General features: G+C 37.7%; 23 protein-coding genes and 2 pseudogenes. 3 read left to right on the top strand and 22 right to left on the bottom strand.

Annotated features, from left to right (window positions below; translation table 11 throughout):
* Positions 1-22 precede the first annotated feature (22 nt).
* The 14 genes and pseudogenes from HW560_RS30680 to HW560_RS30745 form a co-directional block, all read right to left on the bottom strand.
* Entirely contained in the window at positions 23-1,648 is a 1,626-nt protein-coding gene (locus HW560_RS30680) for a type 2 periplasmic-binding domain-containing protein (RefSeq protein WP_179265445.1), read from the bottom strand.
* 41 nt (positions 1,649-1,689) lie between these two features.
* Positions 1,690-2,574 carry a carbohydrate ABC transporter permease gene (locus tag HW560_RS30685; RefSeq protein WP_090894674.1) on the bottom strand — a complete coding sequence of 295 codons (885 nt, stop codon included), beginning with the start codon at positions 2,572-2,574 and terminating at the stop codon, positions 1,690-1,692.
* 15 nt (positions 2,575-2,589) lie between these two features.
* Positions 2,590-3,552 (bottom strand): ABC transporter permease, encoded by a 963-nt coding sequence (locus HW560_RS30690; RefSeq protein WP_090894672.1) that lies wholly within the window; start codon positions 3,550-3,552, stop codon positions 2,590-2,592.
* A 608-nt stretch (positions 3,553-4,160) separates the two neighbouring features.
* Complete coding sequence (locus HW560_RS30695; protein WP_090894670.1) at positions 4,161-5,213, bottom strand: LacI family DNA-binding transcriptional regulator; 1,053 nt, start codon at positions 5,211-5,213, stop codon at positions 4,161-4,163.
* 161 nt (positions 5,214-5,374) lie between these two features.
* The gene (locus HW560_RS30700; protein ID WP_179265446.1) at positions 5,375-6,019 is read right to left on the bottom strand and encodes a DUF3885 domain-containing protein; all 645 of its coding nucleotides are present in this window, start codon (positions 6,017-6,019) and stop codon (positions 5,375-5,377) included.
* Positions 6,020-6,238: 219 nt separating this feature from the next.
* Positions 6,239-6,442 (bottom strand): DUF3024 domain-containing protein, encoded by a 204-nt coding sequence (locus HW560_RS30705; protein WP_256221936.1) that lies wholly within the window; start codon positions 6,440-6,442, stop codon positions 6,239-6,241.
* A 580-nt stretch (positions 6,443-7,022) separates the two neighbouring features.
* Positions 7,023-7,313 (bottom strand): annotated as a pseudogene (locus HW560_RS30710) (VOC family protein); the annotation flags it as partial.
* Between the two features lie 198 nt (positions 7,314-7,511).
* Positions 7,512-8,294, bottom strand: coding sequence for a nucleoside phosphorylase (locus HW560_RS30715; protein WP_179265448.1), 783 nt, complete (start codon positions 8,292-8,294; stop codon positions 7,512-7,514).
* A 92-nt stretch (positions 8,295-8,386) separates the two neighbouring features.
* Complete coding sequence (locus tag HW560_RS30720) at positions 8,387-9,103, bottom strand: ferritin-like domain-containing protein (protein WP_090894657.1); 717 nt, start codon at positions 9,101-9,103, stop codon at positions 8,387-8,389.
* 241 nt (positions 9,104-9,344) lie between these two features.
* A complete protein-coding gene (locus HW560_RS30725) occupies positions 9,345-10,058 on the bottom strand; it encodes a metallophosphoesterase family protein (protein WP_179265449.1) in 714 nt (237 codons plus the stop codon).
* A gap of 231 nt (positions 10,059-10,289) precedes the next feature.
* Complete coding sequence (locus tag HW560_RS30730; protein ID WP_090894651.1) at positions 10,290-10,619, bottom strand: low molecular weight protein tyrosine phosphatase family protein; 330 nt, start codon at positions 10,617-10,619, stop codon at positions 10,290-10,292.
* 228 nt (positions 10,620-10,847) lie between these two features.
* Positions 10,848-11,615, bottom strand: a complete 768-nt coding sequence (locus tag HW560_RS30735; protein ID WP_179265450.1) for a nucleotidyltransferase domain-containing protein — start codon at positions 11,613-11,615, stop codon at positions 10,848-10,850.
* Positions 11,616-11,807: 192 nt separating this feature from the next.
* The gene (locus HW560_RS30740; protein ID WP_179265451.1) at positions 11,808-12,191 is read right to left on the bottom strand and encodes a nuclear transport factor 2 family protein; all 384 of its coding nucleotides are present in this window, start codon (positions 12,189-12,191) and stop codon (positions 11,808-11,810) included.
* Positions 12,192-12,314: 123 nt separating this feature from the next.
* Positions 12,315-12,870 (bottom strand): annotated as a pseudogene (locus HW560_RS30745) (N-acetyltransferase family protein).
* 646 nt (positions 12,871-13,516) lie between these two features.
* Between HW560_RS30745 and HW560_RS30750 the strand changes: the two are divergent.
* Positions 13,517-14,221, top strand: coding sequence for a CAP domain-containing protein (locus HW560_RS30750; RefSeq protein ID WP_090894645.1), 705 nt, complete (start codon positions 13,517-13,519; stop codon positions 14,219-14,221).
* Between the two features lie 812 nt (positions 14,222-15,033).
* Here the strand turns inward: HW560_RS30750 and HW560_RS30755 are convergent.
* Complete coding sequence (locus HW560_RS30755) at positions 15,034-15,429, bottom strand: RES family NAD+ phosphorylase (RefSeq protein ID WP_090894643.1); 396 nt, start codon at positions 15,427-15,429, stop codon at positions 15,034-15,036.
* A 237-nt stretch (positions 15,430-15,666) separates the two neighbouring features.
* Between HW560_RS30755 and HW560_RS30760 the strand changes: the two genes are divergently transcribed.
* Both HW560_RS30760 and HW560_RS30765 read left to right on the top strand, forming a co-directional pair.
* On the top strand, positions 15,667-15,927 hold the full coding sequence (locus HW560_RS30760) for a hypothetical protein (RefSeq protein ID WP_175383790.1): 261 nt from the start codon (positions 15,667-15,669) through the stop codon (positions 15,925-15,927).
* On the top strand, positions 15,924-16,310 hold the full coding sequence (locus HW560_RS30765) for an aspartyl protease family protein (RefSeq protein WP_179265452.1): 387 nt from the start codon (positions 15,924-15,926) through the stop codon (positions 16,308-16,310). The genes HW560_RS30760 and HW560_RS30765 overlap by 4 nt, the downstream gene beginning before the upstream one ends.
* Before the next feature lie 157 nt (positions 16,311-16,467).
* On the opposite strand, the gene HW560_RS30770 is transcribed toward HW560_RS30765, so the two are convergent.
* From HW560_RS30770 to HW560_RS30800, 7 genes are all read right to left on the bottom strand, one after another.
* Positions 16,468-17,013, bottom strand: a complete 546-nt coding sequence (locus tag HW560_RS30770) for a 2'-5' RNA ligase family protein (protein ID WP_177185638.1) — start codon at positions 17,011-17,013, stop codon at positions 16,468-16,470.
* A 269-nt stretch (positions 17,014-17,282) separates the two neighbouring features.
* On the bottom strand, positions 17,283-17,747 hold the full coding sequence (locus HW560_RS30775) for a hypothetical protein (RefSeq protein ID WP_090894635.1): 465 nt from the start codon (positions 17,745-17,747) through the stop codon (positions 17,283-17,285).
* Positions 17,748-17,922: 175 nt separating this feature from the next.
* Entirely contained in the window at positions 17,923-18,729 is an 807-nt protein-coding gene (locus HW560_RS30780; protein WP_090894633.1) for a restriction endonuclease, read from the bottom strand.
* A 311-nt stretch (positions 18,730-19,040) separates the two neighbouring features.
* Positions 19,041-19,667 (bottom strand): hypothetical protein, encoded by a 627-nt coding sequence (locus HW560_RS30785; RefSeq protein WP_179265453.1) that lies wholly within the window; start codon positions 19,665-19,667, stop codon positions 19,041-19,043.
* Between the two features lie 282 nt (positions 19,668-19,949).
* Positions 19,950-20,915: an FRG domain-containing protein gene (locus tag HW560_RS30790; RefSeq protein WP_143067003.1), complete on the bottom strand. Its 966-nt coding sequence runs from the start codon at positions 20,913-20,915 to the stop codon at positions 19,950-19,952.
* Positions 20,916-21,390: 475 nt separating this feature from the next.
* Positions 21,391-21,570, bottom strand: coding sequence for an NUDIX domain-containing protein (locus HW560_RS30795; protein WP_179265454.1), 180 nt, complete (start codon positions 21,568-21,570; stop codon positions 21,391-21,393).
* Between the two features lie 255 nt (positions 21,571-21,825).
* Positions 21,826-22,611 (bottom strand): DUF5919 domain-containing protein, encoded by a 786-nt coding sequence (locus HW560_RS30800; protein WP_090894623.1) that lies wholly within the window; start codon positions 22,609-22,611, stop codon positions 21,826-21,828.

Consider the following 22,611-nt stretch of genomic DNA (forward strand, 5'->3'; position numbering starts at 1 on the left):
TCTGAAATTACGGATGAACCTTTTAATCCGCTTGGGTATAACGGTCTGCTGCTGACTGATAGATGGCTACATATCGTTCTACGCCCATCTTTTGGAGAGCTGCCACATACTGATCCCAATTGTCAAAGGATTCATTTCCAGTAATGAATTTGTCACGCATTTCATCTACATACGTTTCAATATCTGTCTGGAAAGTGGTCAGATCTCGCTGCTCTTCCTGTGTGAAATTAAATGGAGGCCAAATTTGATCTTGTGGTAAGATGTGAGACTCTGCTTTTTTCGCATTATCAACCGAAGTTGGCAGACCTTCAGCACCCTTGAAGTATTTCTGCTTCACAAAACCAGGGTAGTATCCACCCGGCCAGATCAGGTATTGACCTACCGCCTGGTCCAGATTAAGGCCATCCGGGTTGTTTTTGATATTGTCGACATAGTCTACGTTACCGTCTGCGTCTTCTTTATACGTCTCATCTTTCCAGCCCATGAAGAACGTCTTGATGCCTTCATCGCTGTAGAAATAATCCATCCAACGGATCATGGCCTCTGGATTTTGGGCTTTATCTGTCAGTACGAACATCCCGATATTACCGAGTGGAGAACCATAGGCGTTGTATGTCTGATCGCCATGAGGACCCTTCAGTACGGGCATGCCAACATAACCTTGCTGATTGTATATCGCAACCGGATCGACATTATCAACGACTCCGATCAGGCCTTCCATACCTTTAGCATCCACTTCGGTACTCTTAACAGATACAATGTCCTGCTCGAGCAATCCGTCCTTGTAGAGCTTATTCACGAACTGCAGCAGCTCCTTGTATTGGGGATCGGTTGGAATAAAGCGTACTTTATCTGTCTGAGGGTCTGTATCAATGTTAATGTTGGAGGTGCCATGATTATTCAACCCAAATGAACCTCTCAGGTAGTTCACCACACCATTCGTTCCCACACCGCCCCAAGCAATCTCGTCCTTTTGCCCGTTGCCGTTCGGGTCCTTTTCTTTAAATGCTTTCAACATATTATAGAAGTCATCTAATGTCTGCGGTTCCTGCAAACCTAATTTATCAAGCCACTCTTTCTTCACCCAAGGTGTTCCGTACAGAACCGACTTGAATTCCGGATCATACAAGGTTGGCAGCCCATATATGTTACCATCCGGCATCGTAATCCCTTTGCCAATAACCGGATATTTCTTCATCAGAGCCTTAAAGTTAGGCGCGTATTGGTCGATCAGATCATTCAGAGGAATGAATGCACCTTGCTTGCCGTATTTCAGCAGATCCGATCTGGAAAACGCCGAGGCGTAGAACAGCTCCGGGTAAGCGCCGCCTGCCAGAAGGAGATTGCGTTTTTCCTTCAAATTATCCTTCTGCACCGTATCCCACTGGATATGAACATTGGACATTTTCTCATACTCTTTCCAGAGTCTGAGATCATTCCAGTCCGCATTGGCAAAAAACTTCCCGGCAAATCCGCTCACTGTAATGGTGTCATTTACGATCGGAAATCCGCTCGCATTGACTTTGCCATTGGCAGCTCCTTTATCTTTGGTACTTCCCGGATCAGTATCCGTAGAATTGCACCCGGCAAGCATCGAAACGGACATCATACAAACCAGAGCGATACTCCCCCACTTTTTGAGCGTCATTCTTATTCCTCCCTTTGTCCCATCGTTAGCCATACAAGGATTCATCCCTTAATGGCACCAATCATTACGCCTTTAACAAAATATCTTTGCAGGAAAGGATAAAGCAGGAGCACCGGTATATTGGCAACGACGAGTACAGCATATTTAATGCCCTCCACTTCCCTTTGCTGCTTAATCGCAGACTCGGTTGACATTTTGACCATATCGTTCGTCTGGCCTTGAATCAGAATCTCCCGCAAAATGAGTTGAAGTGGAAATTTGTTCTTGTCTGACAGATACAACATTGCGTTAAAGAAGGCGTTCCAGTGCCCAACAGCATAGAACAGAATCGTCACCGCTATAATAGGCATGGATAAAGGCAGGATAATCCGGGTTAACGTTTGAATATTGGAGCAGCCATCAATCGTCGCCGCCTCATGCAACTCATTTGGAATCGATTGCTGGAAGAATGTCCGCATAATGATGATGTTCCAGATCGAAACGGCATTCGGAATGATCATGACCCACAATGTGTTTAACATGCCAAGGTTTTTGATCAGCATATAGGTTGGAATTAATCCGCCACTGAAGAACATCGTGAAAACAAACAGGGCCATGATGGCATTGCGGCCTATAAAATCCTTCCGGGATAGCGGATATGCCGCCAGAATCGTCATGACGAGATTAATCAGTGTCCCCACTAACGTATAAATCAGTGTATTGGAATAACCTCTGAGGATATCTTTGTTCTGAAAAATCTTCTCGTAAGAATGGAGATTGATCCCCTTGGGCCATAGGAACATTTCACCACGCAGGACGGCCTGCGGATCACTGAACGAAGCACTTAACACAAAAACAAGCGGGTAGATTACAATGAGCGTAATGATAATTAACAAAAGGTGGTTAATCCCATTAAAAATACGATCTCCTCTCGATTCAACAAGCATGCATCAGCAACTCCCTTACCATAGGCTCGTTTCACTCATACGTTTTGAGATCTGGTTAACAGTAACTAATAAGATGAAATTGATTATGGAGTTAAACAGACCAATCGCCGCCGAGAAGCTGTATTCAGCATCTTGTATCCCGCTCCGGTAAACGTAGGTAGAGATAATGTCCGAGGTTTCTAAATTCAGTGTGTTCTGCATCAGCAGGACTTTCTCGAAACCAATACCCATGATGCTTCCGATATTTAAAATGAACAAAATGATAATTGTCGGCATAATACTCGGTATATTAATATGCCATATCCGCTGCAACCGGGTTGCCCCATCCACTCGCGCTGCTTCATGAAGCTGAGAGTCCACGCCGGCTAATGCCGCCAAATAAATAATCGAGCTCCAGCCCATGGTCTGCCATACATCCGACATCACAAATAAGGTCTTGAACCAGGATGGCTCAGACATGAAATTAATGGGATTACCGCCAAACATACCAATGAAGTGATTAATGATTCCGTATCGCGGCGATAAAAACATCATCATCATGCCTACGACCACGACGGTTGATAGGAAGTGCGGCGCATAGGTTATGGTCTGAACAAATTTTTTAAACTTTTCCGCCCTTACCTCATTCATCAGAAGCGCCAAAATGATAGGGACTGGAAAACCTACCGCCAAGCTGTACAACCCAAGTCCAAGCGTATTTTTAATTAATCTCCAGAAGAAATAACTGTGAAAAAAACGTTCAAAATGTTCAAAACCGACCCAGGGACTTCCCCAGATTCCCTTCGTTGCAATGAAATCCTTAAATGCGATTTGAATGCCATACATCGGCAAGTACTGAAAGACAAGGTAATAAGCAACAACTGGCGAGATTAACAAATAAAGCTGCCAATTTCGTAAAATCGGGTTCCACTTTTGACGTCTTCTTTTCTTCTTTTCATGTACTGCATTCATTGCAGGTTGTACAGTTGTATTGGCCATGAACATCCCCCCCTGGAATTGTCACTACAATTCTGCCTGGCAAAATGTCTTTGTGTTACCACCAGCGCTTACGCCGCTCGAAGCAGTTCCCACCTTTCTTTTTTGATTTCTAAGATTTGATTTAAAGTACTTATATGTTAGAAGTTGTTACACAAAGTGAGTGAATAGCGTTAATAGATGACTTCATCATCTAACGCAAAAGGATTTGTTTTTTTTGGATATATATTTGGATATATATTCGGTTCTAGTTTGGAGTATATTTTATGTAAATTGAAAGGAATCAGTTTGGATAATAGGTTGTAAGAGTTTTAGAGGATTCTTGTTTATTTTATATAAACATTGATTTAAAGGGGTGTGGAAACGCAATCAAAAATGTGGTTTAAGATATAATCTTAGCTGCTGGCTAAATCCAAAAACATAGAAAATAAAGCCAAATGCTTAATTTCATACATCATAATATAGCCCACAGACGGTTGTCAAACATTTTTTTGGTTTTATTTGGATCATTTTTGGCTAAAAAGACAAGAAAAACCCACGCGGATGCATTTCTCGCAGGTTTTATATTAAAGTTATCTGGATTCATATGTAATATAATATCACACAACTAACTAGTCATTTGTACGATTTGTACGATCATAAACAGATGATTCCCTCACAATAAGGGTGCTGGGCAACAAAACTTTATGGAGAGATGAATAACGTCCTTCCAGATAATCGTTAATTAGTTGCGCTGCCACTTTGCCGATTTCATATTTTGGAACTTGCACGGACGTCAGAGGTGGTGTCGTATACTGCGCCATAGAAATATTATCCATGCCCACGAATGCTATATCTTGAGGAATACGGCCATTTTGTTCAACAACTGCCCGCATGGCAGGAATAGCGAGCATATCACTTGCACAAAAAATTGCCGTTGGCCAATCAGACTTGGGCGTCTCGGTCAGGAGATCCGTCAGTCTGCTGTAGCTGAGATTCACATTCCAGTTGGTGTTGATAATCCAATGTTCATTCAGATTCAGGTTTGCTTCCAGCATGGCAAATTTATAACCGACATACCTTTCTTCGCTCTCTATTTGTTCCGAATATGCGGGGCCACCGATAAACCCAATCCGGGTATGGCCTTGCTCGATCAAATGACGGACTGCTGTGCGGGCAGAAAATATTCGGTCACAGTCAACGACCGGTACAGTAAGCCTTTCGTCATTGAGACTTACACCCAATACAGTGATATTCTCTTGCTCAAGCATCTCAAACAATTTTTCATCGTACCAGCTGATTGCGACTATACCTTGAGTACCCGTTTCCTGAAGCATCATCTTTATCCGTTCGGCGTCACTAAGTTCTTCGCAAGTGCGGACAATTGCTGGAGGCAGCCCCAGTTCCGTCATTTTAACGTGAAAACCAGTCAGTACCTGTGAAAAGTACGGATGATCATCCATCAAAATCTGTGGCACGATACAAGCTATCCGTTTGGCTGAGGTATTCTCTTTGCCAATAGCTTTGGAGGATTCATCCAAAATGTATCCCAACTCAAGAGCAGCTTCCCTAATTTTTCGCTTTGTCCCTTCATTGACCGGTCGATTGGTATCATTGCTGATCGCACGCGAGACCGTTGATATGGATACGCCTACACGTTCTGCGATATCTTTTAATTTTGGCATTACAGCACCTCACCTCGCTCTCTTCATTTGGAGCCAAAATTTATGTTTAGCAATGATCATATCATAATATTGTAATATTTTGGCGTCAATTAAATATGACTTAGACCGATTTATTCGATGGAAATATTTTCAATAATCAATCACGTAGATCAATACTCGCACTATCCCAGAAATACGTTGTTAATACGTTCTCGATCATAATCTAGAATCCAATCGTTATATTCTTTATAGATATCCGTTAGCGCTTCTCTTGATGCTGAAATAACATCGCAACCTCTATCATCATAGATATGAAATATCGTTTTCTTACTTATATTAATGAAATACACCCTATGATAGATCATTGGCTTAATGCCAGCATCATGATTACATATCGCTTTGATTAACTGACCATATTTTAAGTCCTCAATTCTACATTTTGTCCAGTACCTGTACATGTTGTTCCTTGGATCTGGGGTTTCATCCGGTTCACAATCCAAATCTGGAAGTATCTCAAGTCTCAAGGCTCTAATCGGCTCTTTCTTCTTGACATATTTCCTGCACAGGTTCAATTTCTTCACTTTGTGTTTAGGCTTATCTGCAAAATAAGCTTGAGTTATTAATAGAACCTCATCTTCTTGATCATGAAGAGCCTTAAATAATTCAAGCGATCGATGATACACTCGTTCCATGTAATGCTCCTTATTTATTCCAAACATCAGAGGATTGCCAAGTTCGAATCGCATTGAAGTATGCCAATTATAGAAAAGAGGCGGTTCTAAGGTCAGGTTTGGGAAATGCTCTGCCAGGTACGTCTTTAGGTCCATTCTGTGGCCTCCATTTCAAACCTTGTTTGAATCTCTTTAACGAAATTCGATGTCTCTATCATTCTTAATCCCATATCCCCCCAGTAATCTGAGTAAAAGGGAGTTATATTTTGCTTGACAATGTTTTTTCCGTTATACGTACGTAACCATGATTTTGCTGCACGAAGTCTGCCTTCACGATTAAGCCTTTTATGTCTTAGTGTATTATTTTTCTTCAAATTAACCCCAGAACATTCCATTATGACCTTCGTCCACGATCTTGAGCTGTGTTTCAAAATCTTCGTTCTGTTCGATATCATCGATGAAATGCCACTTGCCTTTACTGTCCTGCCAATACACTTTCCTTGCCTTCTCATCCAATCTGAACTGTGCTACCGGCATCTGTACCCATCGATCCGCTTTGAAAGGCTTGTCATTCTTCAATCAACGTCACATGGTTACCTCTGATTTTGTAACCGATCTTTATTTTTCACATGCTCAGCCCACGCATTTTCAGTGTAATGGTCCATAATCTTTCGAATGCGTTTCTTCGTAAAATCATCCATGCTCTCTAACTCTCATGCCTTGATCCGTTTTGCTTTGATTATATCATGTTGTTTTCTCCGATTTAAATGATGCTTTACTTGTAAAAGGTAAAACGGGACGCGGCTTATGCAATGCAAGCCGTGTGAGGATGAGGTGCTGCGCCTGATGGGGCAGCTCCTCACGGGGTTGCACCGCGTGCATTAGCGCGGTGCTCATGCTACCATCACGAGCACACTTCCGTGATGGCAGCACTTGGTGCATCACGATCGCTGCACCGTGATGCCAAAATTTGCGTGCATCCACCATTGCTACGCTGTGTGATGCACGCCAAAAAGCGCCACGATTGCATAGCCGTGGCGCTTCCTCCTGTGCATAATGTCATCTGATGCCGGCACTTCTTTTGAAACATCCCAATAAATAAGTTCTTTAATTCATCTCTTTCAAAAGGTCTTCCCACTCTTCTATTGATAATTTATGGATCTCTTTTTCCAAATGGAACTGGCTCTATTTCAATTGTTTGAAGCCATTTCACACTGTCTCGAAGATCTTCATAACTCACTCGAAATGCTATATGCCTCAATGATGGATGATAAGAAGTCATATACTCTTCGCCTTGCCATAGACCCACCCAACTCTTGTCTTTTTCAATCCAGAAGAAAGCTGTATCTTCATCTCTCCAGGCCAGCTCTAATCCTAATTTAGAATAAAATTCGATTGATTGCTGTAAGTTGCTCACTGGTAAATGTGCTTCATACAATCCAAGTATCATGTTTTTCTCCTTTCAATCTTGCCGGTTTCAGATAACGTTGGTGTATTCCCGACGCCCCACCGACTTAAGCCACGTTAGGGGCCAACAGCGTGAATACGTTGTTATATATTGTATCCACCTTCATATTTACATTTAACTCTTGGTTGTCTATTAGCATTTCCCTTTTAATAATTAATCAATGGATTATAGCTATTCCATTTATAAAGCACTGCATATCCGCAATGATATTTGAACAAGGTTTAATCTTATTTCTGATCTGCTATTCCAACTTCGACTATCCCATTCAACACCACTTAAATCATCACCGCCATACAAGATAATACCTAATTTCACATTTCTAAATTGTGAAACAGCCATAAATGCTGCTGCTTCCATTTCTACAGTTACACACCCTTCTGCTTTCCGCAACTCAACCTTTTCTTTAGTCTCTCTGTAAAATGAATCTGTCGTCCAAGTTTTGGCCTTTATATACCTTATATTATGTATATTAAAATCGTCCTCTATGATTTTTAATACCTCTAGATTACATTCAATTTCTCTTGATGGCTTAATGTAATGGTATGATACCCCTTCATCTCTCACTGCAGAATCTGGTACTATTACATGTCCAACAGCAATGTCTTTTTGTAATACACCTGCACCACCACACACTATAAATTTCTGAAAACCATAGGCTATCAGTTCTTCTAAGAATCCTGCTGAACCTGCAGCTCCTAAATACCCCAAAGTAATATGTACTTTTTTTCCTTGATAATATGTTTCATATATTGGCAAATCTACAGTCTCGCAATGTAGACATGCAACTTCTTTCAACTTTCCCTCCGTTTTCATCTTTTCAATTACATCTCTAAAAAATGTTATGACACAGTATTCAAATTCTTCTTTTGGATTGATAAAATTAGTTGCTTCTATTATTGCAACTCGCGATTCATCAAATTCCAATATCGGGAATTCTTTACTATCAATTTTTTTGCTCTCCATCTCAACTTACCTCCAAAGGAATTAAATTTTTTTATTATTTCTTTGCGGCTATTACATATAACGTTACTGTATTCACGACGTCCCAACCTCTACTATGAATTAGCTATAATCTTCTTTGTTAAGTTAAACTCATGACGGCATTCATAGTAATAACTTTTGAGTTTATATCCCCCAGCTTTAAATACAGACTTATGTTGATACCACACTATAATTAGCGTTCCTTCAAAAAGGATTCTACGAAGGATATAAACTATTCTGTTAAAGAGAGCGCTTCTATTTTGAGCAAATTGTTGAAGTGTTTCGGATTGAAACTGAACATGTTTCTCTTCATCACTTAAAATCTGATTACATAAATCTATTAATACTTCTGACTTTGTAGATTTTTGCAAGGCTTTATAGTACAACTTAGCAATGATCTCAGCAGTTAATAGAACAATGACTGATTGCTCTAGACTCGCATATCGACGTAATCTTCTAAATACATTGTCCACCCAATGTCTACGAAGGAGTGGGATTCCCTGTACCTTCATAAATCTGCCTAGATCTCTAGCGTGCCTCTGTTCTTCTTTAATGAATTCTATAAGTGCTTCATAGTAATCCTGATCTTGTGTCTGATGTACATATTCTTGCGCACGTTTAATTAGATATTTACCTTCAGAGTTTTCTCCTAATTGAAACTGTTGAATTGACTTAATGATTATTTCTCTTTCATTAGTTGTTAATTTATAGTTGTCATCCCAATGAATATATTTGAGATTTTGATTATTTCTTCGATAATATTGCACCCATTTCGAGAAAGTGATATTCATTATTTGCTCCTAAAATGTAATAGGTTTATGTCAGATAATCTTCGTGTGTTCACGACGTCCAACTCCCTTAAGCCCGAATGATGGCCGCGATGTGGTAGGGAGTTGGAGGTGTCCGGCTGATTCCACTTCCCTGCTGCTGCCAATTACTTCTCCGAATCCTCATCTAACTCCTGCCGGACCAAGGGCCGAATGACTCGAAGCATGAATATGGTGTTAGGTAATATTTTCCAAATTATTCATATCACTTCAAAACCTTTATCTGTTCTGTAATATAGGATCCTTCTTGGAAAATCAAACAATTTAATTGCATCCCATATGCGCATCCGCCATCGATTCCTATCTTGTCATCACTAAACCAAATATCTGATGTGCCATGGATGTCTATTGTTTTTGTATGCCCAAAAATAATTTTTTTGTTTAGATCAAAGCTAGCTCGAATAAATTCATCCTTAATATACATAAAGTCATGTTCAGGCTGGTTCTTCCAATCAATAAAATTGGGATTCAAACCGGCGTGAACATAAATGTGATCTTTGTCTTCGTGATAAAAAGGTAGTTTACTTATATAGTCAATATGATGATAATAATGAGTTTTTATAAATTCTATCGCCTGGTCCAGGATCTCATCAGATATTTCTTCATTATTTATATCACAATAACTTTGGAGCGTTTGTTTCCCTCCGTGTTCTAGAAACTTTGATCTTACCGTTACGCTATCACTGTTTATCAAATCAACTAATCGTTGGTCATGATTACCTCGTAAGGCAATTGCGTTATGATTCATTACTAGTTGGATTACTTTATCAACTACTTCTTTACTGTTAGGCCCTCTATCTACATAATCACCTAGCAAAATCAACTTATCCTTAGTAGAGTTGTATTCGGTAAGTTGCAATATCTGATCTAACTGATCGATACATCCATGAATATCGCTAATCATAATTGTACGCTTCATAGAATCTCCTATTTTATCAATGTTTTTAGTTCTTGGGATTTTCAGTTAACGTTCCTGTATTCATGAACCCCAAAGGAGTTGTCTGCTGAAATGCTTCTCCGAATCCCTTCTCGAAGACCAAGGCTCCATCGGAGCCGCTGCCTGAATATTATGTTATAAGATGTCGGGGGCCCCCTTGAGCTACTTACAAAATGCTCTTTTTTCGTACTCAGTTGCTTTTGTTCTTAACTATTATTCTGGTACTTCAACGTATTCCGATAGTCTAGATTTCAATATCTCTATTAATTCTTCATCCATATATTCATAATCATCCGATATATTTAAGCATACCAAACGTTTGTTTATTAGTTTATTTGAGAATTTATCTTTAAGTCTTCTTACATGTTTTTTCTCCATTACAAAAATCATTTCTGCCCATCCAACGTGTCCTTCAGTGACTCTAATTCTAGCTCCCTCTTCTGTTCCAGCAGATCGCACTTGATATCCATTGTATCCATCAAAAATCTTCTCTGCTGTTAAGCTGCGCCATTTGTTTCGACTACAAATAAATAGTAATTTAATGCTTCGTCACCTATCTCATATCTATTTTTTTGTTTTATTATAGCACCTGAATTTAAGCAATTATCCCGATTTCTTATAACGTTTTGTATTGACGATGTCCTGGCCCCTTAGAGTCGCTGCTTATAGTTGTGAGGCTTGCCGAACACTTAATGCAGTGACGTCCCGACGGGCTTAGGGGCTGAATCTGGTCATTCGCTTCTCAGAGTGACCCGGATCGTCAATATTTTGTTAGTCGAAGGAAGTTCTGGAAGCAGCCATTGCATTTAAAGCGTTCTCCAAATAGCTATTTACTTCATCTGCAATTCCCAGAAACTCTTCAACAAGTACATTACTATCCAAGTAACAAGCATACAGATAATCAACTAAAGCAGAGTCAATCTCACAATAGTTTAATATGGCATTCTTCATCTTAATCATGTCATCTTGCCATACCCCTGTATCTTCTAAAACCAAAGAGTATAATGCACGAATTAATCTCTTCGAATACCCTTTAATATACCTAGTTTTCATTGTGTTATCACTAGCATTAGAAAGTAAACGATGTATACGATTTACTTCCTCCTTGGTCTCTGTATTTAAGTCTAAAATGAACTCTGGAGAAATAATGATCGGTGGTACTTTTTCACCAATGTCATGACCATATAGGCAAACACAAATGATCTTAACCCAAAAACCCCACTCATTCGGTTTACTTAATACATCGTCAATCGAGCAAATTATCGTATCAATCTTAGTTACTACTGGATATTCTTTCAAAAGCCTGTCTTTAATATTTGACAATCTTTCGTAATCAATATCTTTGGGATTTACACATACAATAGTAAAGTCTGCATCTGACTTAAAAGGTTTAGCCGTTCCTTTTGGAATCGAGCCACACATATAAATGCTATGAATCTTACCTTTAAATTCGGCAAGTATATGATCTATATACTTATCAACTAAATCCTTATATTCACTTTGTATTACAATTCTATTTATAACTTTTTCTAATATCATATAGACTCCTCCTAAACTAAGAAATTCTTTTGGCTAACGTTTCTGTATTCACGATGCCTGACGCATGTCAGGTGTGTCCGGCTTTCTCCGCTTCCCTGAAATGCTTCTGCTGGACCGAGGGCGTATGCCCGATGCGTGAATATATTGTTATCTAATTTTCAGGGTAATCTATGAATAACTTTCAATAATGTTTCAACTATGATCTTCAATCAGTATTAACTTCTTATCTTTCATTTGAAATATTGATTTCCCTTGAAGTTTTAATGTTTCTCCTGCTTTCATTCCATTAGGGAGATCACTGGACAATACTCCCTCATAATCAATGTCAACCTCTGCTTTATCTCCTGCAAAAGTAATGTTCTTTATTACTTGACGCCTTTGAGAAAATACCTGAATTGACTGCTCTGCTAATGTGCGAAATTCCTGAATCCCCTTTGTTTCCGAATTCACTTCACCTTTAGAAAAGTTTCGAAAATGAATATTTTCATTTAAAACTCCTATCATTCCATCAATGTTAAACGTGTTATATGCGCTCAGGTATTTTTCAATAAGATCTTTTAAATTTGAGTTCTCCAAGTCGAATCACACTCCTAGATTTTGATATTATATATTTGTCCTGATTTCAGATAACGTTTCTGTATTCACGAATCCGAGAGGCTCAAAGGAACGTAGCGACTGGGTCCGTCAGGACCTAGCCTCTCAGTGGTTGTCGCCTGAGTCCGCTTCCGTTCTACTGAATTTCGCTAAAACCTCATCAATGTTATCCCATTCATAAATTAATTCATTTAGAACTTTTCCTCCGATTATTATTTGAATTGATTTACATAATTTAGCTCCATAATGTTCATAGAAATATCGTGTCTTATTATCTTCTAGAACTTCAACAAATATCTTTTGATAGCCTAAAAATTTAAATTGTAGAAACAGTTGTTTAAGTAATTCTTTCCCTAAACCTCTTCCATGATATTCCTTAAGTATGTATATAGATGTTAAATCACTAGAATTGGCTACTATATTTGTTTCTCTCTTCCAAGAATCTGCAAATCCAATAATTTCTCCTTCTGGGTTTTCTGCTATAACTACAAAATTATCTTCTCTTTCAATATTTTTAATCCATAATTCAGTTCTTTTTTTTATATGATAGATTATATAAGAATTCATCTGGAATAATACCTTTGTAAGTTGTTCTCCAACTATCCACATAAACTTTTGCAATGCCTTCTGCATCATTAATCGTTGCTTTTCTTATTTGCATAATAACCACCTCATAAGATTAGTTAAAACGAATATTTCAAGCACTTAGCCATAACTGTATATAATGCGTAGCATTATACAGTTCCTATCTTGTAATTTATTTACGATGATTTCTCATAACTTTCTTGTATTCACGAAACGCCCCGGCCTTAGATAGCTCTTATCTTAGGCTGGGGCGTTTGTTGACTGAGATTTCTTCCATGATTATACATCTTTCAATCAAGGGACGATAGCCCTACAGCTTGAATACTGTGTTAAACGCAGTTTCTGGCTTCATCGAATTATCAAATATTTGCTTTCAGTTTGTTTTATATGATGCAGCATATGGTTTATATTCTATAAAATTGTCTATTAGTTTGAAATAGATTCTCCCAATTATCCATCGAAATACTCCAATCATCAGGAATCCCATTGAAATAGATATCATTCATCCCGTGATGCATTTATGACCCGATATGGCTTTCTTTATCCATAACCATTCGCAACACGCTTTCCTCGAGACACAAAAAAAGACAAGGCTATCTAAACGGTATCGATCATAAAAAAGTACTGGATAAGGAGAGAAGCATATTAGGAATAAGTAAATGGCATACAGGAAAACATAAATCCGGGAACTTCATTAACTAACGGATCTAGGAGGTCGTCAAATGGCAAAGTTTTTCGTTTTAATAATATTATTATTGGTGGCAGGCTGTTCGTCCCATAACAATATGATGCAAAAACAAGTGACTCCTGAGCAAAAACAAATTTCAATTCATGATCATGCTGCACCAAACTCTGTCCTCACACAGGCATCATCAACAGCTACATCGTGGCAAGAGAGATCTATTACAACAAAAGAAGCCCAAAATGGAATTCCATTAGATTTGTTGGATCTGGTTCGAACACCGGATGGAAATCCAGTAAACCAGGCACCTGCAGGAAATCCTGAAAATAAGGAGCCAACAGGACAAGTACAGGAAGGTAAAAAAAATACTACGGATAAAACCGATTTTGAGCAGCAGGTTATGGATCTAGTCAATCAAGAAAGGGCCAAAACAGGATTAAGTTCCTTGAGTAGGAATGAAGAATTGTCAAATGTGGCTATGGTCAAGGCACAGGACATGTACAACAACAGTTACTTTGATCATAATTCGCCAACACATGGATCCCCCTTCGATATGATGAAGGAATTCGGGATCACATATAATACCGCTGGAGAAAACATCGCAAAAGGGCAAACCTCCCCTACCCAGGTTATGAAGGAGTGGATGAATAGCCCTGGCCACAAAGCAAATATACTGAATAATAGTTATACTCATATCGGTATTGCTTATTATAACAACACATGGGTCCAGGAATTTACTGGGTAGCGCCTTTCATCTCCCAACAATAAAGTATCAAAAGCCCGCAATTTATGTCGGGTTTTTGATACTTACAGATCCTGCATACGCCACCAGTTGTTTTGTTTCCTCGAACCGGATTAAATCGTAAATATTATCCATATTCATCTTATTTGCATTAATTTCACCTACCGTTTTTACGTGATAGATTGTCAAACCAAGTGCGACAGTTCCTCTGTGAAAGATTCGTGAGCTGTTTTCCAGCCCAGACATTTCCGAGGGCGATGGTTGATTAAATGAAGCGAACGATCCAATGCTGCATCTAATATTTGAGTAAAGTCTGTGCCCTTGGGAAAAAACTCACAAAGTAAGCCGTTTGCATCCTAATTTGAACCTCGTTGCCAGGAAGAGAAGGTCGGCAAAATAGATCTGTACGTCGTGCGTTTCCTCCAAGTTCGTGTAGCAGGCACATTCCTTCTCACGGTCTGTTGTAGCAGTTTGAAAAGCTACAGCAAGATACTGAGCAGCGGCTACACCAAAGGCAATCTCCATCGATAGAGCCGTACGAATAGGCATTTGAATCACGGTGTACAGGCGTGTTTTCCGTTCAATGAAGGTTGCTAAATTGTCGATGTAGGATTTCTAGCTTGCTGCGTTCGATTATGCTAAGATGTGAATAACTCATGAACTGATTCTCCTTGTGTGAATTCTGGTGTGGTAATTTTCATTCTACACGAATCAGGCTATGGGCCATTTTTTTATTTCCAGTAGGTGTCGCAAATCATATTACAATCCGTCATGTTTATAAACACGAGAGGCTTAATGAGCGTCTGCTTTTCTGCTTAACACTCTACTACCTTTAATGTTTCTAATGCAGTACATTCAGCTATTGTGACACTTGCATTTAGCCATGGTTGGACTTCTGCAATGACAGTTTCCTTAGCTTCTGCTACATAGAGATAAGAAATACCTTTTGGATTTACCCTACCATAAGAAGCTTTTCCGTCAGGCGGAGCTCCTAAATCCTTATCCTCATTAAACGGACTCAATCCATTAACCCTTGCTCTATAAAATTTTTGACCATTCATCACTTCATATGTTTTTGTTACAAGACTGGAAAGATAATCTTTGATAAAATCATGATCCTGATCGATCAAAAACCTATTATTTTTGAATAGTTCCGTAAATTGAGAATACTTGTTCAGAGCATCATCATTATTGGATATATATATTTCCATCTCTCATTTCTCCTTTTATTATGCTTGTAGTTCTGAGTATTTCCGATAACGTTCCTGTATTCACGACCCGACGCACGTCGAGTGTTCGGCGGATGCCGAATCCAGGGCGTATGCCCGCAGCGTGAATATTATGTTATACGAAGATTCAGACGCCTTTGACTACACTTTAACTTCTTTATTGCCCTTCTCCTCTATTCTACGTACAATTAAAAGCAAAGAATCAAAGGAGGAAAGGATATGAAATGGTCTGAGGCTAGAGTTCAGTTTCCTAATCGTTGGGTTCTTGTTGAAGCAATTTCAGCCTACTCAGCTAATAACATGCGTAATATTGAAGAATTCTCTGTCATTAATGATTATGAAGATACTAAGCTTGCTTGGGATGCTTACAAAAAACATCATTCTTCTGAACCTTCACGTGAGTACTATATCTTTCATACTGCCAATGAGAACATCGAAGTTCAAGAACAAGAATTCATTGGAATTAGAGGTCTTCGATGAGAATAAGATTAGTTAATGGCCTTCCTATTATTGAAGTTTTATTCACTTATCAAAATCAATCTGTCTTGCTTCCCAATGTATTATTGGATACAGGATGTGCAACTACCATCTTTGATATTGATTTAATCGAGCCTACTGGCCTAACCATTGATCCTATACAAGGTCGTGCCGTTCGAATGTATGGAATTGGAGGTCAAAGTGAACTTTCATTTCAACAGCCCGTTCACTCGTTGACCTTAAACCACCATACATTAAATGATTTCGTCATTCAGCTTGGACAAACAAAAGAACCTTATGGTTTCGATGAAATCTTAGGTGTGGATTTTTTATCGACATTGCAATTGAATATCGATTTTAAAGATATGGTAGTTAGAAAACCCTAACTGCTTTTTTCTTTTCTGAATTTTCGTATAACATTCCTGTATTCACGACCCGACGCATGTCGGGTGTCCGGCTTATGCCGGACCAAGGGCGTATACCCGCAGCGTGAATAATATGTTAGATGATGTCATTGTCTTCACCGATTAACTTACAAAGATCTTATATAAGTGCCTTACTAATTACAGTTTCAATCACTCTTTTATTATTCTGGTATATAATTTTGATCAATGATATTTCTTGTACTTCAGTTTGCATACTCTCTAATCTTTTTGTAGTGAAATGTAATGCTTCTAAAAGTTTTTGATCATCTAAGTGGTTGGCAATCGTACAATGGGGTATCCATCTTTCAGGGTGATACATCAGATTGGAAAAAGCATTATATTTCTTGAAGTGGTTATGATAATTAGAGTGAAAGTTTATAAGTTCCTCGGTCGGATTTGGGGATAAGAATAAGGCTCCGCTGTTCATAAAGGTTCCTAATGTGTTGTAGCTAAGACGAATTTTTGGAGCCGAATTATAGTAACCATCAAACAATTCGCTATACTCCGATTCCTTTAGATCTGAATAATCTGCTAGTGTTAGATGAGGCTTTCTATTCTCAATCTCATAAGCATAGTTAGATATACCGCTATCGCTTAATTCCTTCCAAAGCGTTTTTATGATTCGTTCTGTTTCTAAATCAAAATGAAGGACTACTCCATACAAAATTAAATCCCTACTTTCTACTGTATGTATTCAATAAATACTAAAGAGTTTTTACATTCTGCAATGATTTCGTTTAACGTTCCCGCATTCACGACGTCCCACCGACTTAAGCCCCGCCAGTGACGGCCGCGATGCGGTTAGTCGGTCGGATGATGTGTCCGCTGATCTCGCTTCCCTGCAGTTTGCTTCTCGCGGACCGAGGGCCGTCAGGCCCGAAGCGTGGATATAATGTTATACGCAGTACCTGACATCTTCGAATCTCATTCACATTAGCTCTTTTTGTATATCTTCTCTAGTGTTTTATAATCTTCATTAAGAAAAGTCATTTTTGGAACTTTGTCTAACCATTTAACTCCTGTTTCTAAGAATTCATTCCGATTAATCAGATCTTTAGGGTTATTTAGATCAATCCCAATCCGGTTCCATCTAACTTGATCAAGAGTAGTTTCAACTTCAGCTACAATTAAACTGCATGATAGATCACAGTCATCTGGGCACATTAAGATTGGTACTATCTTAACTTCGTCTGTTGCGTTAAATGTGTTCTCAACTATGTTGGACTCCTCATCAACACTCATCCAGTCAACTATCGTTGGAATTAACCCCAAAAACAAATCATCAGGATATAATTCATTCAAAATATGATCCAAAGGCTTTCCATCAACATAAATGATTGGATGAGCTTCTTTTACATATTTACTTTTCATGTTCTCGACTAAAATCTTATTTATCACTTAATTGCACTCCTTTGAACTACAAAAAAAACAAAATCCAGAAATTGCGTATAACGATCCCGTATTCACGACCCGACGTATGTCGGGTGTCTGGCGAATGCCGTACCAAGGACGAATGTCTGCAGCGTGAATATTATGTTATAGGATGTCGGTGCTTTAAAAGTTTATAATATATTCAGTTGATGCCCTTTATGCTTTTTTTAATCTCTTCATCAGTAATCAATTTATTAATACTTCCGTCTTGATTTCTAATTAATAATTTATGCTTTCCATAAGGATTAACTTCAATTGTTTCATCAGTCTTTAAAAATGGAACACAATATGATAATCCTAACAATTCAATCAAATGACCAGAAATCTCAAGAAATTGCCCTTTCAAGTAAAAAGAACCTTGTGCCATATCCTCAAAGCCTTTATGTATATTAGTGGATGCTAATTCACTTAACGAAGTAATAACATTTCTATTCTCATCATAAAAATTTTCTATAAGAACTTGAACTTTACCTTCTACTAATTTTCCTTCTTTTATCAATTGATCAATCTTCTCTTTTCCATTCTCCGAAAAAATTGGTGTATAGACAATCTCATTATCTTTGGGCGTAAAGATACTTATAGTTATAAGAATCTTCGTTATTCTTCCTTCTTCATCTAACTCTGTTGACGGCCTTAAATTATACAATTGTATATCCTTCCCAAACATCTTCGAACTTGCTTCTGCATATTCCATAGCTGGCTTTGTATAATCCGTTGCAGAAAAGAATGCTCCACCTGTTACTTCATTTAGGTCCACTAAAGCTCCACTTAACTTTTGAATATCTCCTCTACCCACTTTTGCTCCCTTTACAGTATAATCCTTTGCCTCGCTCATTCTTTTTTTGGATTTATCTTCTAGCATCACATCTATTTGATATAATGTGTTACTAAACTCTCCTCTAAGTTTTTCATCATGCGTTACCTTGCTCTCTTTGTATAGCAATTTCATAACAGCGGCTGAAATTTTCTCATATGCTTCTCCACTTTTTTAGGCTTGAATCCAAAAAGTTCTTCAAATAAAACATCAATTTTTGAAATCATTTTCTTCCCTCCAATAATCATTTAATATTCTTCTATATCTTTTAATTGATAGTTCTTACAGATTTCCTATAACGTTTCTGTATTCACGACTCAGAGTAGCTGAGTGTCTGGCGAATGCCGGACCCAGGGCGTATGCCCGCAGCGTGAATATTATGTTATGTGATTAGCCTGACATCCTCGGAAAATATATTCATTTCGTTTTCATCTCCTAAGAAAATATTACAACCCTAACTCATTCTTCATTTGTTCAAGTATATTCTGTCTTAATATATCAGCATCAATATATATACTATCTACTAAGTCCTGTATATTGATTGTTGCTTCTTTTTTGTTCAATCTTGCAAGATATGTATCAATATGTTCTTGAGGTCTTTTGTTAATTATGTTGTTTAGATAATCCAGTATTGCTTTATCTGTCTTATCTCCGAATGTAGCTTCTGCAATAAAAAAAGAACCGATTGATTTAGGTTTATTTTTATCATACTCAACTAAGCCTTCATATTCATATGGCAAATACTCTTCCAACTCATCTTCTATTCTTCTTTTTTCTTCCATAGAAGCAAATTGTTTTCCTTTTGTTCTTGAATGAAGTTCAAGATTAAATTTTAGTTTTGCACTTAGCAAAGTATGATGCATAGCAAGGTCATCTGTAAGTCTTGAAAATATCCCAAACTTCTTATCCCATTTTTCTTGTTCTTTAGTTTTATCAAACTGCCAGTTCCATAATGAAAAGGATAAAATTGTAGTAATTAGACTTGTTGTCAGGGCTGTTAGTATAGTGTTTCTCAATAGAACCTTCCAATTTTCACTTACTTTTTTCCCAGGGTTGTTATTTTTTCTTGACATATGTTTCTACCACATTTCTTAAAATAATTATTTAGTAGCTGTGAACACTATTTTTAAAGTTTATACAGATTTTCAAATGATTCGGTTTTTCACATAACGTTCACGTGTTCACGACGTCCCACCGACTTAAGGCCACAACGTGGCCGGGCGCGATGCGCTAAGTCGATGCGGATGTGTCTGGCTGCTCTCTTCTCCGAATTCCCTCTGCCAGATCGAGGGCGAATGCCCGATTCGTTAACACCGTGTTATGTAATTACTATGCCATCTAGAATTACTACAAGGTTAAGATCGATAATTTATATCAAATTCACCATATAATGATTTTGTAAAGCCATCAATTCCTGGATAAATAGTTTCACTAGATATATTCATTAACTTTAATTCTCTTCTAATTTCATTATGAAAATCTTTTGGAATATTCACTTTAAGCAATGCACATTCCTGATTCAATAACTCTATTAAATCTTCATCATGATTATCAATTATCTTACTTATTGGTAATTCCTTTCTAAATCTATTTACAGTTAAGGACAGATTGTATTCAAATGCTTGATGTCCTTCAAATGGAATAGCGAATAGACCTTGCTGACTGGAGAGTCGCTCATGTATATTAAAGGGCTCAATTAACATTACAAGTGGGCTTGAAGTTTGTTCAATTAATTTTTCATTACAATATTTTCTTGTCCCAAAATACTTCTCATCCTCTAAACCTCTCCATTTTTCTGTTTCAAGACCCTTCGCATTGATTAACTTTTTATTTAGGCAGAAGACAGTAGATTCTTGCAATGCCTGATCAATTGAAAAAAACAAAGCCACAAAGTATGAATAGGAAAAGTCTAATAATCTCGTTGGTCCTCCATGATGTTGTATTAAAGATAACCACTCTAAAACATTCTCTACTTCTGGAGGCTTTTCCAAGTAATGAAAAGCTCTACGTTGAAATTTTTCAATAATTTTTCTTTCAATCATTGGAATATCTCTAATATTAGAGTTATTGATTTTAGCTCCTCTTTCTAATGTAGTTTGTAATGACCATTGACTATTTGATTGTCCCCTAAATACCCACTTTTCAATGCTTCTAAATAACTTTCTGCAGTCTTCCCATGAATTAATCGTATACTCACAGAAAATATTGTCACTGTGCTTACTCATAAAAACACCTCTTAAGTTATTTTTTTTTGTTAGAATCAGATTATATATAATTGTAAATTGCTTTTGCATAGGTTTCACATAACGTTGTGTATTCACGAACCCTCACTGGCTTAAGCGCGTAAGCGCGGGTCGACGGACTTAGCCAGTGCAGGGTTGTCGCCTGATTCAGCTCCCCCGAAATCCCTCCCTAGCGACCGAGGGCGAATGCCCGATGCGTGAATATGTTGTTATGAGATGATGATGTTTTCTATGGATTACTTTCAAATATTACGCTAGAATATGGTTTTATTACTTGATCCGAAAAATATTCTTTAAAGAATTCATTAGTTGTTCTAGGAAATTTACAATGTTCTAAAGATTCTTCTAGCCTATACACTGTCCTCTTAATTTCATTAATGGGTAACCATTCAATCCCAACCTGTCCAACATCAGCTTGTAGGCTTCTTAATTCATTATTTAGGAAATGAGTGCTGCACTCATAAATAAAATCAATAGAATGAACCTCCTTCATTATGAAAGAGTATTCATGATTGCGCGATATGTATTCTCTTACACAAACTAACCTACTACTCTATATTTCGATACCCAGTTCTTCCATACACTCGCGACTTAAAGCCTGTTCCAATGTTTCATTCTCTTCTTGAGCTCCTCCAGGTAGTACATAATAAACACCTATATTTGCTCTCTTTTTCTTTATTAATAAAAGATTGTCTTTCTGAATAATCAATGCTCTTACTGTATTTCGAATCATTTAGAATAATCCCCCTCTACATCACTATCTCATAACGTCCCTGTATTCACGACCCAGCGTGTGCTGGGTGTCCGGCGAATGCCGGATCAAGGACGTAGGTCCGCAGCATGAATATTATGTTATATGCTGTTCCTGGGTTCAATAAGTTATAAATTGAATGGTTTATTTATCATGAAGTATATTTCATTGACATAAGGACTCAGCCTAGAGTTTATTCTACTCTTCGCTAAGTCCTTATTTCAAAATCAATATCTCTTAATCTTGTTTTGATAGCGAATAATCTTCCGAAATAGACCATATATCTTCAAAATGCTTATTGTATATTTCAAAAATCCCTTTATCAATCTCCTTTAAATTCATTAAGGGAGCAGCAGCTCCTCTCAATCCATAAAGATGAGGAGTCACTAACATTTCTGAATCGAATTTATAAATTGAATTGTAGAGTGGTGCATCATGTAGTCTAATTTCTATAAATCCTTGTTCTAGTAAAGGACTTAATCTGGCCAACGTTGTTTTAATTCGGTCAGAAATAGATCCTTCGTTCTTCTCTTCTTCGTTTCTTGCTTTTATGTAGTAGCCATCAGGCTTACCTAATAAAATTCTTATACGACATCCTTCTTTGTTTTTAGTTTCAATCAGCTCATTGAACTCATAATGCTCTGGAAGGAAATGAACAGCATATCCTAAAATATCTATAGTCGACTTAGATTCTTTAATTTTCTTTATCCATATCTCGTTATCTATTGACATCCTTCTGCTCCATATCCCTATCAAACCTACTTTGGATGTTTGATTTAAGAGTTCCACCGACTCTTTCAAACTCAAATCCAACTTTTGCAAACTCGAAACTATAGGAAGAATAGGACTACCTACGAAATGATTCAACAAAAAATATATGATAGCCGAGGCAAGTATAGATGTTCCAATACTAGTGAAAATACCATTGATAGTGTTTCCTAAGAATTGGCCACTTACAATAGCAATAACCCCTAAAAGTAAAACAACAATATATACGAGCAATTCATTTTTATTTTTTTCCAA

Origin of the sequence: Paenibacillus sp. E222, from assembly GCF_013401555.1 — a bacterium.
Lineage (GTDB): Bacteria > Bacillota > Bacilli > Paenibacillales > Paenibacillaceae > Paenibacillus.

Bases quoted from the DNA above. Each gene is read 5' to 3' on its own strand.
- HW560_RS30680 (WP_179265445.1), bottom strand. From the start codon at position 1,648: ATGACGCTCAAAAAGTGGGGGAGTATCGCTCTGGTTTGTATGATGTCC.
- HW560_RS30685 (WP_090894674.1), bottom strand. From the start codon at position 2,574: ATGCTTGTTGAATCGAGAGGAGATCGTATTTTTAATGGGATTAACCAC.
- HW560_RS30690 (WP_090894672.1), bottom strand. From the start codon at position 3,552: ATGGCCAATACAACTGTACAACCTGCAATGAATGCAGTACATGAAAAG.
- HW560_RS30695 (WP_090894670.1), bottom strand. From the start codon at position 5,213: ATGCCAAAATTAAAAGATATCGCAGAACGTGTAGGCGTATCCATATCA.
- HW560_RS30700 (WP_179265446.1), bottom strand. From the start codon at position 6,019: ATGGACCTAAAGACGTACCTGGCAGAGCATTTCCCAAACCTGACCTTA.
- HW560_RS30715 (WP_179265448.1), bottom strand. From the start codon at position 8,294: ATGGAGAGCAAAAAAATTGATAGTAAAGAATTCCCGATATTGGAATTT.
- HW560_RS30720 (WP_090894657.1), bottom strand. From the start codon at position 9,103: ATGAATATCACTTTCTCGAAATGGGTGCAATATTATCGAAGAAATAAT.
- HW560_RS30725 (WP_179265449.1), bottom strand. From the start codon at position 10,058: ATGAAGCGTACAATTATGATTAGCGATATTCATGGATGTATCGATCAG.
- HW560_RS30735 (WP_179265450.1), bottom strand. From the start codon at position 11,615: ATGATATTAGAAAAAGTTATAAATAGAATTGTAATACAAAGTGAATAT.
- HW560_RS30750 (WP_090894645.1), top strand. From the start codon at position 13,517: ATGGCAAAGTTTTTCGTTTTAATAATATTATTATTGGTGGCAGGCTGT.
- HW560_RS30755 (WP_090894643.1), bottom strand. From the start codon at position 15,429: ATGGAAATATATATATCCAATAATGATGATGCTCTGAACAAGTATTCT.
- HW560_RS30760 (WP_175383790.1), top strand. From the start codon at position 15,667: ATGAAATGGTCTGAGGCTAGAGTTCAGTTTCCTAATCGTTGGGTTCTT.
- HW560_RS30765 (WP_179265452.1), top strand. From the start codon at position 15,924: ATGAGAATAAGATTAGTTAATGGCCTTCCTATTATTGAAGTTTTATTC.
- HW560_RS30780 (WP_090894633.1), bottom strand. From the start codon at position 18,729: ATGAAATTGCTATACAAAGAGAGCAAGGTAACGCATGATGAAAAACTT.
- HW560_RS30785 (WP_179265453.1), bottom strand. From the start codon at position 19,667: ATGTCAAGAAAAAATAACAACCCTGGGAAAAAAGTAAGTGAAAATTGG.
- HW560_RS30795 (WP_179265454.1), bottom strand. From the start codon at position 21,570: ATGATTCGAAATACAGTAAGAGCATTGATTATTCAGAAAGACAATCTT.